This is a genomic window from Pseudoramibacter porci (assembly GCF_009696145.1).
Lineage (GTDB): Bacteria > Bacillota > Clostridia > Eubacteriales > Eubacteriaceae > Pseudoramibacter > Pseudoramibacter porci.
This window is the reverse complement of the sequence record NZ_VUMO01000004.1, coordinates 28960-41700: the sequence shown is the minus strand read 5'-3', so window position 1 is coordinate 41700 and position 12741 is coordinate 28960. Positions and strand designations below refer to the sequence as shown.

Sequence of the window (12741 nt, the reverse complement as noted above, 5' to 3'; positions counted from 1 at the left end):
CTTATTCAGCGTCAGCTTCTTCAGCTTCTGCTTCTGCTGCTGAAACCGGAACGTCTTCTTCCTGTTCTTCAGCCGGTGTCTGTCCCTGTTTGCCTTCGATGACCGCATCGGCCAGAATGCGCAGGATCAATGCAATGGCGCGAATCGCGTCGTCATTCCCCGGGATGATGTAGTCGACATCGTCCGGATCGCAGTTGGTATCGACAATACTGACGATTGGAATACCGAGTTTCTGAGCTTCGCGGATTGCGATCGCTTCTTTCTTGCAGTCGATCACGACAATTGCACCCGGCATGCCGTCCATGTCTTCGATCCCGCCGAGGAATTTCTGCAGTTTTTCGCGTTCACGGACAAGACCGATAACTTCTTTCTTCGGCAGCAGATCAAAGGTGCCGTCTTCTTCCATCCGTTTCAGATCTTTGAGACGGTTGATTCGTTTATTGATGGTTTCCCAGTTGGTCAGTGTGCCGCCGAGCCAGCGGTGATTGACGTAATATTCGCCGCAGCGTTTTGCTTCAGCTTCAATGCTGTTCTGCGCCTGTTTCTTCGTTCCGACGAATAAAATGTGTTTGCCGTCAGCAGCTAAATCGCGGACGAAATTGTAGGCGTCGCCAACCATGGTGACCGTCTGCTGTAAGTCGATGATGTAAATCCCGTTTCTTTCTGTGAAGATGTAAGGTTTCATCTTCGGGTTCCATCTGCGTGTCTGATGACCGAAGTGGACACCAGCTTCCAATAATTGTTTCATTGTGACAATAGCCATTTTTGTACCTCCTGGTTTTTCTTCCATGTCCTTCAACGGAGCGCGCGACTTGTAGAGCACCAGCGCATTCCTCAGGAAATGTGTATATTCACAACTTGTACAGTATATCCTAATCCCGTAGGCTTTGCAAGTTAAATCAAATATTTTTCGTAGCTTTTTTCGCTATCCTTCGGTTTAAACACCGAGTCGACGTAGCCTTTCGTGACCGTGAAAGTGTCTTCGTCGTAATCGCTGGCATAGAAGGAGATTTCTTCGAGAAGCTCTTCGAAAACCGTGTGCAGCCGGCGGGCCCCAATGTTTTCATCTTCTTCATTCTGCTGGAACGCGATGGCCGCCACTTCTCTCAGCGCATCTTCTTCGAATTTCATTTCAATGCCTTCGGTGCGCATCAAATAGGTGTACTGCTTCACGATGGCGTTTTCCGGCTGCGTCAAAATCTTGACGAAATCGTCTTCTGTCAAGCTGTCCAAGTGGACCGAGACCGGGAAGCGCCCCTGAAGTTCAGGAATCATATCCTCGACGTTCGCGACATTGAAGGCGCCGGCCCCGATGAACAGCATGAAGTCCGTTTTAACCGGTCCGTATTTTGTATTGACCGTGCTGCCTTCAACAATCGGCAGGATATCCCGCTGGACCCCTTCTCTCGAGACGTCTGGGCCGCCGTGGCTCGCACCGTTGTCGATGATTTTGTCGATTTCGTCAATAAAGATGATGCCGTTTTGTTCAGCTTCGCGGATGCCGACTTCGTTGACTTCGTCCATGTCGATCATCTTTTGAGCTTCCTGGTTGGCAAAGGCCTTGCGGGCTTCTGAAATTTTCATGGTCCGTTTTTTCTTTTTCTTGCCGCCCGGCATCAGCCCGTCAAAAATATTGCCGATTTCGATACTCATGTCTTCGCTCATGCCAGCCATCACACCGATGGATTTGGTCGCGTCGTCGTCGAGTTCCACTTCAATCCGTTCGTCCTCGAGTTTCCCAGCTAAGAGATCTCTGCGGATATCGCCGCGGCGCGTTGCGATTTCAGCGGATTCCGCTTCAGACGCCGGGCTGCTGGCATCATCTGACTGATTGAACGTTCCATTTCCAGAAAGGAGTTCAAAGGGATTGACCAGCTTTTCTTCTTTTTTCTGTTTCTTATGCTGTGGCACGAGAATATCCAGAATCATGTCGTTGGCGCGTTCTTCTGCTCTTTCCCGAACTTCGTCCATTTTCTGCTGCTTAACCATGCGAATCGAGGTCGTCACGAGATCGCGGACCATCGATTCCACGTCCCGACCGACATAGCCCACTTCCGTGAACTTCGTCGCTTCGACTTTGATAAAAGGGGCAGAGACCAGCTTCGCCAGCCGTCTGGCTATTTCGGTCTTCCCGACACCGGTCGGCCCCATGAGAATGATGTTTTTCGGCGTGATTTCGTCGCGAATCTCTTCGGGCAGCAATGAACGGCGGTAACGGTTGCGGATGGCGATGGCGACCGCTTTTTTGGCCTTGTCCTGTCCGATGATGTAGCGGTTCAGCTCCTGAACGATCACCCTCGGCGTCAGCTCCGCCTTCGTTCTTGTTTTACTCATCGTCTGTGTCTCCCTGATCGTCCAGTGTCAATACCTTAATGTGGTCATTGGTGTACACGCAGATGCCCGATGCGATTTTCAGGGCTTCTTCCGCAATCTGAGGTGCATCCAAATCGGAATGGGCTTTGAGTGCTCTGGCTGCCGCCAATGCGTAATTGCCACCGGAGCCAATGGCAGCGATTTCGTCATCGGGTTCGACAACTTCGCCGTTGCCCGAAAGAATCAAAAGCGTTTCTTCGTTCATGACGATTAACAGTGCTTCCAGTTTGCGCATGACCTTGTCCTGGCGCCAGTCTTTGGCCAATTCGACGGCTGCCCTTTTTAAATTGCCATTGTACTCTTCCAATTTGTGTTCAAACATTTCACACAGCGTGAAAGCGTCCGCGACAGAGCCGGCAAAGCCAGCCAGCACCTTGCCGTTGTAAAGCTTTCTGACCTTTTGGGCTGTCGCTTTCATGATCACGCTTTCGCCCATAGTGACTTGTCCGTCTCCGGCAATGGCCACTTTCCCGTTATGCCGAATGCCGACGATTGTTGTTGCTCTTAACATATTTTTCTCCTTTTTTCTGTCTCTTCACTTGATTTGCTGCCCTTCCGATGTTTGTCCGGCTCTCCTTCACATTGGAGACAGTACACACGTTTGCGTTTTCCCAATCCTTTTTGGAACATGGTATTGCCGCAAGTCGGACATTTTTCCGCCACCGGCTTGTCCCACGTCACAAAATCGCAAGTCGGATAATTGCTGCACCCGTAAAAGGTCCGACCCTTTTTCGATTTACGCTTAACCAGATCGCCGCCGCATTTGGGACAGATGCCACCGGTTTTTTCAAAATAAGGCTTCGTGTTTTTACATTCCGGGTAATTGGGACAGGCAAGGAATTTGCCGTATCGGCCCTCTTTAACCACCATGTGCGCCCCGCATTTATCGCAGATTACATCCGTGACTTCTTCTTTAATTTCGATTTTATCCGCGTGCACCTGAGCGTGATCCAATTCAGCTTTGAATGGGCCGTAAAATTCTCTCATGACCTTCACCCAGTTTTCTGTGCCGTTAGCCACGTTATCGAGCTCAGTTTCCATTTTCGCCGTAAACTGCTGATCGACGATATCTGGGAAATAATCTTCCATCATTTGGGTCACTGTGATGCCGAGTTCCGTCGGTTTAAACCGTTTGTTCTCTGTTTCAACGTAATTGCGGCTCTTGATCGTCGCAATGGTCGGCGCGTAGGTACTCGGCCGGCCAATCCCCCGTTCTTCGAGGAGCTTGATTAATGACGCTTCGTTGTAGCGCGCCGGCGGATTAGTGAATTTTTGCTCTTTGTGAATCTTTTCCAGATGGACCCTATCCCCTTCTTCAAGAACTGGCAGAGGATTATCTTTTCTCGCTGCAGAAGGCATGGCTTTCGTAAACCCATCAAATTGCATGGTGTCGCCCTTGACCCTGAAAATCAAAGGACCACAGGCAATGTCAGCCCGTGTCACGTCATAGACGGCAGGCGCCATCTGACTGGCGACCATCCGCTGCCAAATGAGTCGATACAATTTATAATCCTCCGGCTCCAGCTGGGCGCGCAGCTGCTCCGGCGTGTTAAACAATGACGCCGGACGAATGGCTTCGTGGGCGTCTTGGATGTTTTTATTTTTTTTTGCCGCGCGGTGCTGCTTGTTTAAATACTTTTCGCCGTAATTTTCTGTGATGTACTGCTTCGCTTCGTCCACAGCCTCCGGCGCCAGACGGGTCGAGTCCGTACGAATGTAAGTCACGCGGCCACTTTCGTACAAGCGCTGCGCGATGCTCATGGTTCGGCGGCTCGTAAACCCTAGGGCCTTGTACGCCGTCTGCTGCAAGGTGCTGGTTGTAAAAGGCAGGGGCGGACGCTGCTGATTTTTTTTCTTCTGTACAGCGACGACTGTCATATCCTGGTGGGCTTTGACGATGGCTTCCAGTCGGTCCGCCTCTTTTGCGTCCGGAATTTTCTTCGTTTGGCCGTCTTCCGAATAGAAAACCGCCAGAAACTCACGATCATCTCCCCCTTTGGTGACGTCCAAATCGAGATTCCAATATTCTTCCGGGACAAAAGATTCGATTTCCTTTTCCCGATCGACAATGATCCGGGTTACCACCGACTGCACGCGGCCAGCGCTTAACCCTCTACGTACTTTTTTCCAAAGGAAGGGGCTGATCGAATACCCGACCAGGCGATCCAATTCCCGTCTCGCCTGCTGGGCGTTGACAAGATCCATATCCACCGCGCGGACGTGATCGATCGCTTCGTTAATCGCCCGCTTGGTGATTTCGTGAAACTCGATTCGGCACGGACTGTTCGGGTCAATTCCCAAGGTGTTAGCCACATGCCATGAAATTGCTTCGCCTTCGCGGTCCGGGTCAGTGGCCAGGAGCACACGGTCGCTTTTCTTTGCATCTTTCTTGAGCTGCGCCAAAAGTTTTCCTTTACCGCGAATGGTGATGTAATCCGGTTGGAAATCATTGTCGACGTCGATACCCAAGCGGCTCTTCGGCAAATCGATGACGTGTCCCATGGTCGCTTCGACTTGATAGCCCTTGGGCAGTTGTTTTTTTATCGTCTTCGCCTTAGCCGGCGATTCTACAATAACCAATGTCCGCATGACACACCTCAATCGTTGACCGGATGTTCCTTCAGCCAGGTTTCGCTGACAGCCTTAGCCACGGCTTTCGCCACTTCCGGATTAAACGGGTTGGGGATCACATGTTCTTCGTCCCGTTCTTCGTCTGTGACAATGCCTGCGATGGCGTAAGCCGCCGCCTGCTTCATTGATTCGGTGATCCGTTTCGCCCGAACGTCGAGCGCGCCTCTGAAAATACCCGGGAACGCCAAAACATTGTTAATCTGATTGGGATAATCCGAACGGCCAGTCCCCACGACACGGGCGCCTGCCTTTTTCGCAAGGTCTGGCATGATTTCCGGCACCGGGTTCGCCATAGCAAAGACCACTGCATCGTCGTTCATGGACGCGACCATTTCTTCGGTGACGATATTCGGCGCTGACACGCCGATAAACGCATCGGCGCCTTTCATTGCGTCGGCCAGATTGCCGTGACGGTCGTTTTTGTTCGAGTGTTCCGCCAACCAACGCATGTAGGGGTTCAAATCTGGATTGTCCCGGGTCAAAATCCCATTAATGTCTGACATAATCAAATCGCCAACCCCCATATTGATGAGCATTTTCGCAATGGCCGTACCGGCAGAGCCCGATCCATTAATGACAATAGTGACGTCTTCGAGGCGTTTACCAACGACGCGCATCGCGTTGATCATACCCGAGGCGACGACAATGGCGGTGCCGTGCTGATCGTCGTGGAACACCGGAATGTCCAGCGCTGCCTGCAGCTTTTCTTCAACTTCGAAGCATTTTGGCGCACAAATATCCTCTAGGTTGATCCCACCGAAAGTCGGTGCAATGCGAATGCCCGTTTCAACAATTTCGTCAGGATCCTGAGTCGATAGGCAGATTGGGAACGCGTCAACGCCGCCGAATTCTTTGAACAAAACGGCCTTGCCTTCCATGACCGGCATCGCCGCTTCGCCGCCAATATTGCCCAGACCAAGCACAGCTGAACCATCGGACAAAACAGCAACCAAATTGCTTTTAGCCGTGTATGTATAAACATCGTCGGGATTCTGCGCGATCTTGCGGCAAGGTTCCGCGACGCCTGGCGTGTAAGCGATGCTGAGTTCATCCTGATTAGTTACCGAGAGCTTTGATTCGACTGAAATCTTTCCATGATGTGCCTTGTGTACTTTTAAAGCTTCTTGCTGATAATCCACTTTATTCTCCTTTTTCTCTTTTATTGTTTCACAAATTTTTTAAATTGTTTGTAATTGCCGTTGTAAATGTCGAGATCGACGAATTGCTGATCGCCATTATGAATCCCATCAATAAAGCCTCTTTGTGTATGCTGCCAGAATACCCATTGATGGCCGCCGGAAAGCTTCGGCGATGTGTTGGACAAATCGCAAATCCAAATTGCAATCCCCTGGTAACTACTTTTCATGTATTGATTATATGTGTTGTAATTGGTGTAAATGATCGGGTTTTTCCCCGTTTTAGCCTTGATTTTTCGAATGGCCGGTTTTAAAATACTGTTGATTTTCTCCTGACTCGGCAGCTTTTTAAGATAATCACCGTAAAGTTCGAAGTCAATGACGGCCGGCAGCGCTTTCTCATCTGACGGCACCGTTTTTAAGAAATGTGCGGCCTGGGCCGCACCGCTTTTGTTTAAAGTTAAGAAGAAATACGCGCCGCGGTAAAGACCTGCGTCTTTGGCGCCATCCCAATTTGTTTTAAATTGCTTATCGATATGAGTTGTACCCTCTGTCGCTTTGATATATGCAAATTTATAACCTTGATTGGCGATTTTCTCCCAGTCGATCTCACCTTGATAGGCTGAGACGTCAATGCCGCGAACCATTTCTTTGTCATTTTGAATCGTTGTAACTACAATGGCGATCGTCACCGAAATCACAACTGCAACCGCCACAATTAGAATCGCTTTCCAATGACTTTTGAGTTTCTTCTTTATAGATAACGCTGTATGCTGATCCGATGTTGGCTCCATTTCGATCTCCTGATTTGCGCAAATGACTTATGTACCATAATCTCAATTTTTTTAGTATAAACGCCATTCCTTAAAAAATCTTTATGTTATAATGACTTGGATACAATTTCAAAGACAAAAGGAGATGCATACCATGAAATGGGTTCACAACGTGGCCGCTTTTGCGCCTTCCAACCCTTACCTTGCTGATTTAGAAGAAACTACTTGGGAAGAAATCCCGAAAATTCACAAAAACGGACAGGATTACGTCTACGTTTCGGTCAAAGACAACACCATGTACGACCGCTACACCAAAGGTGATCTCGTGATTGTCAAGCTGGGCGAAAATCCGGAGACTTCTGTCGTCGGCGACGCGCTGGTGCTGCTGCCAGACGATACGGTTTGCCTGAAGCAAATCAAATTCGGTGCGAAAAAGGTCAAACTGATCGATCGCAATGAGCTCGATCCCAAATCCGTCAGTTACCCGAAAGATCAAGTCAAATGTCTCGGCGTGCCGACTTCTGTGATTCGCGCATGATAAATGCGCATAAAAAAAACAGACTTGACAGTCTGTTGTTGATTCGCAAATGGTGCGAGAGACGGGAGTCGAACCCGTACGTACGAAGTACACACGCCTCTGAAACGTGCTTGTCTGCCTATTCCAACACTCTCGCATCGACGACTTCATTATAATAATCTTAATTCTAAAATTTGTCAAGACATTTTTTAAAAAACAGGAGATTTTATGACCACGTTTGAAAAAAACATTATTCGCTGGATCGTCATCGCCGGGATGCTGATCTTCATTGCCATCGGCATTTACCGCACCGTCGACAACAGACGGCTGGTGCTCCGCGTTGAACAAGATCGAAAAGTCATCTGCGTGCTGCCCCTGTCCCAAAACCACCGCGAGACCATTCACAGTAAATACGGCACCAACACCATTGTCATCAAAAACGGCAAGGCTGACGTCACAAAAGCCGACTGCAAAAATCAAGTCTGTGTCAACAGCCGCAAAATTTCAAAAAACGGCGAGACTATCGTCTGTCTGCCCCACAAACTGATTTTGACCGTCGTGCCAAAGGGACAGGTAGCGGATGAAAAGTAGCACTCACCAAATGGTTATCATCGCCCTGCTGACCGCGGCCGCCGCGATCCTCGGCTACGTCGAATCTCTCATTCCGGCCTTTATCCCCATCCCTGGCATCAAACTTGGCCTGGCCAATATCGTCACGATGCTGGCCCTCGCCATTTTTAATTTGCCCGTGGCCTTCGGCATCGTCACCGCTCGGGTGCTCTTGACAGGTTTCATGTTCGCTAATCTCTCCACGATCCTCTATTCCCTCGCCGGTGGGTGGATCAGCTGCCTCATCATGGGGCTGCTCGCCGCGGTCAACCGCAAACGGGAAAAGCCTTTGTTTTCAGCTTACGGCATTTCGGTGTTCGGCGCCATCGCTCACAATCTCGGGCAGCTGACAGTGGCTTTTATCGTCATTCAAAACATCCATCTGATTTTGTCCTACCTGCCCTTTCTCGTGCTCGCCGCTGTTCCCATCGGCCTGCTCACGGGGTTGATTTTCGCCAAACTTTTTCCTCACCTTCCCATAAAAAAAGAGAAGAGATAAACAATCTATCTCTTCTCAAAGGGATACCTATTTATTCGTCCTCTTGTTTGCGGTCCCGAATAAACAATCTAAAGGGCGTTCCGTCAAAATCAAAGGTTTCATTGATTTTATTTTCCAGATAACGCTTGTACGAGAAATGCATCAGCGCGCCGTCGTTAACAAAGATCACAAAAGTTGGCGGCTTGATCCCGGTTTGGGAGCCGTAATAAATTTTCAAGCGGCGCCCATTTTGTGACGGCGGTTCCTTCATCGCTACAAAATCGACGAGAGCTTCGTTGAATTTCGACGTCGGAATACGTTTTTCGCTCTGGGCGACCACGTACGCAATGGTTTTATAAATCTGGTCAACCCGCCGCCCTGTTTTGGCCGAGATAAAAAGCATCGGCGCGTAAGTCATGAAGCTCAGGGTATTTCGAACATCCTTGGTCATTTTCTGAACGGTCTTTTCGTCTTTTTCAATGGCGTCCCATTTATTCACAAGAAAAATCGTCGGGATGAATCGATTGTGTGCAATGCCGGCAATTTTTGCATCCTGCTCAGTGATTCCGGCACTGGCATCCACCAGCATCAGCACCACGTCCGCCCGATCGATCGCGGCAATAGCGCGGATGATGCTGTAGCGCTCGACATCGTCGTAAATTTTCTTTTTCTTTCGAAGCCCCGCCGTGTCAATAAAGGTGTATTCGACGCCGTCGTGCTCGACCTTGGTATCAATGGCGTCGCGGGTCGTACCGGGAATGTCGCTGACGATCATGCGTTCCTCACCGATCAAGCGATTGACCAGCGTCGATTTGCCTGCATTGGGTTTGCCGACCACGGCGATTTTCAGGCTATCGTCTTCTTCTTGATCTTCGTTGTAAATCGATTCGGTCCATTCGATGACCACGTCGAGCAAATCGCCAAGACCAAGGCCTTGTTCTGCAGAAATTGGAATCGGATCACCAAGACCCAAATTGTAGAACTCGTACAGACTGCTCTCCAATTTCACTGAATCTAATTTATTGACCGCCAGGACTACTTTTTTACTGTTTCGTCTCAGCATACCGGCAACGTCTTCGTCCGCCGCCGTCATGCCCTCGCGGCCGTCAACGATCATCAAAATCAGATCAGCCATATCGATGGCCACCTCAGCCTGGGCACGCATCTGTCGTTTGATCGTGTTATTGGTTTTAAGCTCAATCCCGCCGGTGTCTACCAGCGTGAAGTGATGATTCTGCCACTCTGCATCCGCAATGATGCGGTCTCGGGTGACGCCCGGTGTGTCCTCGACGATCGCGACGCGGTCGCCGACGAGACGGTTAAATAAGGTCGACTTGCCTACATTTGGCTTGCCGACAATCGCTACTATTGGTTTCATAATTGACCTCTATTATTTTTCTGGTTCATAGCCTGGCCCACTGTCGGAATCCGCCGCGGGCAAATTCAGCGCGCGTTTCACAAAAATTCGGCCGTCAGTCGGCACGATTTCCACTGGGCGGTGCCATTTTTCTTCCAAATCCTCGATGGTGATGTCGTCGAGAAACAAATGGGTTTGATACTTGACCGCATTTTCTGGAACAAAATACCGGTCACACAAAACCGCCTCTGGCATCTGTTCGCGAATATCCTGACCGGTCATCAGGCCGGAAACCGTAATGGCCTCGCCGAAAAAGCGGTTTTCAATATCAAATACCGAAAACGTCACGTTGGGCCACCTCTTTGTGATGGCCGCGCTGATGTCACGCATCATCGACGCCGCCAAATGTGCCGTGACAATGCCGATGTGTGCGGGCGCTGCCTTTGACTGCTCGGCAGCCAGCTTTTCAATCGTGTCCGCTGCCTCTTGTTTGAAGGCCGCCAACATACCAACCCCATTATCCAATTGGTTAAAGCTCTCGTAATACGTCGCGTCCGGAATGGGTACATCGGCCTTCAGGAAAAATTCATCGGCCGGATACACAAAATGTGTCTGATGCCGCTCAAGCATTTTATTTTGAATGTCTTCTATGATTGCAAGGGTCTCCATCGCCTTGGAGCGATTGACCTCAGGCATTTCCGGAAGGCCCTGCCTAAATTTTGTCAGCCCGATGGGCACGACCGATACCGTCTTGAGCTGCGGATAAAAGCCCGCGAGATCGGTCAGGGTTTTTTTGAGATGGTCCCCGTCGTTCCAGCCGGGGCAGAGCACGATCTGCGCGTTCATCGCGATCTCGTGATCTTTAAAAAATTGAAGCTCCTCGAGAATATTGCCGGCGAAGCGGTTGTGCAGCATGTCGCAGCGCAGCTCAGGCTCCGTGGTGTGGACGGAAATATTAATCGGCATGATGTGATAGCGGACGATACGTTCCTTTTCCTCCGGGCTCAAATTCGTGAGCGTGATGTAATTGCCGTAGAGAAAGGACATGCGCTCGTCGTCGTCCTTGACGTAGAGCGTGTCGCGCATACCGGGCGGCATCTGATCGATAAAACAGAAGACACATTGGTTGGTGCACCGCCTGATCTGCCCAGCATTTCGCTCGACCACGCCCAAGGGCTCGTCGGTGTCTTTTTCGATGTCCAATTCCCAGATTTCGCCATTCTGTTTTTCAATGGTTACGGTCAGCTCAGTATCAGCTTGGAAAAATTCGACGTCGAGCGCATCGATGACGGGGCTGCCATCGATGGACACCAAAAAATCCCCGGGTTCGACGCCCATTTCTTCGAGAACAGAACCAGGCAAAATCCCGGGTATTTGATATTTCATGCTTGTTCTCCTTCTGAACAGTTTTCTTAATTAATGTTTCATGTCAGTGCCCCCTTGATATGGTATAATAGGAGCGCTGGAACAGCAAGTCCATAAAGAGGAGTGCGCCAGATGGCAAATTTCCAACACAAAACAGAAGATAAACTTATTATATTATATGTGCTCAATAAAATCAAAACCGGATTAAGCCGCGAGCAGCTCGCCTACATCATTGTCCAGAATCTTCAGATGCGCTACATCGACATTCAAGTCGACATCGATGAGCTCATCGGCGAAAATCTCATTCACGATGAAAGCGCCGACGCCAAGCTTTTAATCACGCCGGAGGGCAGCCAAATGGTCAAGCAGCTGGGCGACCGGGTGCCGGAATTCACCCGGGAGATGCTCTCGGCTTTCATTAAAAACAACAAATCTAAAATTTTTAAAGAAACGCGTACCGACGCCACATACGAGGAAGCCAGCCCGGACGACTACCAAGTTACGCTGAGTTTGGTCGAAAACAACATCAATTTGATGCGGCTGACCGTCTCCTGTCCGGATAAGGCTCAGGCGCTGGCGCTGTGCGAACACTGGAAGCGGCATACCCAGGAAATTTACGCATCGGTGATGCAGAGTCTCATTGAAAATAAATAATGATTTCGTAATTTTAACCGACAAATAACGGTCAGTGCAATGCACTGACCGTTATTATTTCGCCTGTTTTCCGTATTTATTGAGGTAGGCTTCGTAACAGAGTCCGCTTTTTTTAACCTTTTTCGCCAAATCCACACCGATGTAGCGCAGGTGCCACGGTTCGTACGTGTAACCGGTAATTCTTTCCGACCCTTTTGGGAATCGAATGATATAGCCGTAATCCTGAGCGTGGGCAGCTACCCATTTGCCCGCACTGGTATTCGCAAAGGTTTCCTGCAGATCGCCGTTCAGTTCGGCGCAGGTCAAATCCACAGCCAAGCCGGTCTGATGCTCGCTTTCCCCCGGTTTAGAAGAAATGGCGTTGGCTTTCGCCTCTCCCATATTCTGAACGTGCCGGTCAAAAATCGTCTTCTGGTCAGCATATGACCGGTAACCCGAGTTGGCCGACAACGTAATGCCATCACGGCTGGCCGCATCGAACATTTTAGTCAGTGCTGCTGCCGCTTCTTTTCGCATGCGAACAGGCCGCACGCTTTTTAGCGACAGATCGACCAAATCCGAAGGCACGTAGTTCGATGGAAGCGGGTGTTCTTTGTTGACCAGCTGTTCGATCGATCCGCTTTCTGCCGTCTTGTCATTCAACGTGACGACGGGGACGGTCTTTTTTTTATTCTGAGTCTGGTGACGCGATGATTGTTCCTTGATGAAATGCAAGCTTGCCGTGCTGAGAAAAACAATCAGCATCAAAAGCCCAATGAGCAGCCATTGACGCCGCTTAAGGATGATTGCATTTTGCTGTTTTGTTCTCATATGGTCTGTCTCATTCTGTGTAATCTTTTAATTATTGT

13 protein-coding genes and 1 tRNA gene are annotated in these 12741 nt (G+C 49.8%); 4 read left to right on the top strand and 10 right to left on the bottom strand.

Going from position 1 to position 12741, the window contains the following annotated elements:
- Position 1: 1 nt before the first annotated feature.
- The 6 genes from rpsB to FYJ52_RS04030 all read right to left on the bottom strand — a co-directional run bounded on the left by rpsB (position 2) and on the right by FYJ52_RS04030 (position 6934).
- Complete coding sequence (gene rpsB, locus FYJ52_RS04055; protein ID WP_154575984.1) at positions 2 to 763, bottom strand: 30S ribosomal protein S2; 762 nt, start codon at positions 761 to 763, stop codon at positions 2 to 4.
- Between the two features lie 131 nt (positions 764 to 894).
- The gene (hslU, locus tag FYJ52_RS04050) at positions 895 to 2334 is read right to left on the bottom strand and encodes an ATP-dependent protease ATPase subunit HslU (protein WP_154575983.1); all 1440 of its coding nucleotides are present in this window, start codon (positions 2332 to 2334) and stop codon (positions 895 to 897) included.
- Positions 2327 to 2884, bottom strand: a complete 558-nt coding sequence (hslV, locus tag FYJ52_RS04045) for an ATP-dependent protease subunit HslV (RefSeq protein ID WP_154575982.1) — start codon at positions 2882 to 2884, stop codon at positions 2327 to 2329. Before hslV ends, hslU begins: the two co-directional genes overlap by 8 nt.
- Complete coding sequence (topA, locus tag FYJ52_RS04040) at positions 2878 to 4962, bottom strand: type I DNA topoisomerase (protein ID WP_154575981.1); 2085 nt, start codon at positions 4960 to 4962, stop codon at positions 2878 to 2880. The genes hslV and topA overlap by 7 nt, the downstream gene beginning before the upstream one ends.
- Positions 4963 to 4970: 8 nt before the next feature.
- Complete coding sequence (locus tag FYJ52_RS04035) at positions 4971 to 6143, bottom strand: NAD(P)-dependent malic enzyme (RefSeq protein WP_328598758.1); 1173 nt, start codon at positions 6141 to 6143, stop codon at positions 4971 to 4973.
- Between the two features lie 20 nt (positions 6144 to 6163).
- Complete coding sequence (locus tag FYJ52_RS04030; protein ID WP_154575980.1) at positions 6164 to 6934, bottom strand: glycoside hydrolase family 25 protein; 771 nt, start codon at positions 6932 to 6934, stop codon at positions 6164 to 6166.
- Positions 6935 to 7067: 133 nt separating this feature from the next.
- Between FYJ52_RS04030 and FYJ52_RS04025 the strand changes: the two genes are divergently transcribed.
- Positions 7068 to 7451, top strand: a complete 384-nt coding sequence (locus tag FYJ52_RS04025; RefSeq protein ID WP_154575979.1) for a S24 family peptidase — start codon at positions 7068 to 7070, stop codon at positions 7449 to 7451.
- Between the two features lie 50 nt (positions 7452 to 7501).
- On the opposite strand, the gene FYJ52_RS04020 is transcribed toward FYJ52_RS04025, so the two are convergent.
- A tRNA-Leu gene (locus FYJ52_RS04020) sits at positions 7502 to 7587 on the bottom strand.
- A 71-nt stretch (positions 7588 to 7658) separates the two neighbouring features.
- Here FYJ52_RS04020 and FYJ52_RS04015 point away from each other — a divergent pair.
- Positions 7659 to 8021, top strand: a complete 363-nt coding sequence (locus tag FYJ52_RS04015; RefSeq protein ID WP_235901528.1) for a NusG domain II-containing protein — start codon at positions 7659 to 7661, stop codon at positions 8019 to 8021.
- Positions 8011 to 8538 carry a Gx transporter family protein gene (locus FYJ52_RS04010; protein ID WP_154575978.1) on the top strand — a complete coding sequence of 176 codons (528 nt, stop codon included), beginning with the start codon at positions 8011 to 8013 and terminating at the stop codon, positions 8536 to 8538. Before FYJ52_RS04015 ends, FYJ52_RS04010 begins: the two co-directional genes overlap by 11 nt.
- 31 nt (positions 8539 to 8569) lie before the next feature.
- On the opposite strand, the gene der is transcribed toward FYJ52_RS04010, so the two are convergent.
- Together der and FYJ52_RS04000 are read right to left on the bottom strand one after the other, a co-directional pair.
- Complete coding sequence (der, locus tag FYJ52_RS04005) at positions 8570 to 9898, bottom strand: ribosome biogenesis GTPase Der (RefSeq protein ID WP_328598764.1); 1329 nt, start codon at positions 9896 to 9898, stop codon at positions 8570 to 8572.
- A 9-nt stretch (positions 9899 to 9907) separates the two neighbouring features.
- Complete coding sequence (locus FYJ52_RS04000; protein WP_154575976.1) at positions 9908 to 11260, bottom strand: DUF512 domain-containing protein; 1353 nt, start codon at positions 11258 to 11260, stop codon at positions 9908 to 9910.
- Between the two features lie 111 nt (positions 11261 to 11371).
- Between FYJ52_RS04000 and FYJ52_RS03995 the strand changes: the two genes are divergently transcribed.
- Positions 11372 to 11893, top strand: a complete 522-nt coding sequence (locus FYJ52_RS03995) for a DUF4364 family protein (protein WP_154575975.1) — start codon at positions 11372 to 11374, stop codon at positions 11891 to 11893.
- 54 nt (positions 11894 to 11947) lie between these two features.
- Here FYJ52_RS03995 and FYJ52_RS03990 read toward each other — a convergent pair whose 3' ends face one another.
- Entirely contained in the window at positions 11948 to 12703 is a 756-nt protein-coding gene (locus tag FYJ52_RS03990) for a M15 family metallopeptidase (protein ID WP_154575974.1), read from the bottom strand.
- Positions 12704 to 12741 lie beyond the last annotated feature (38 nt).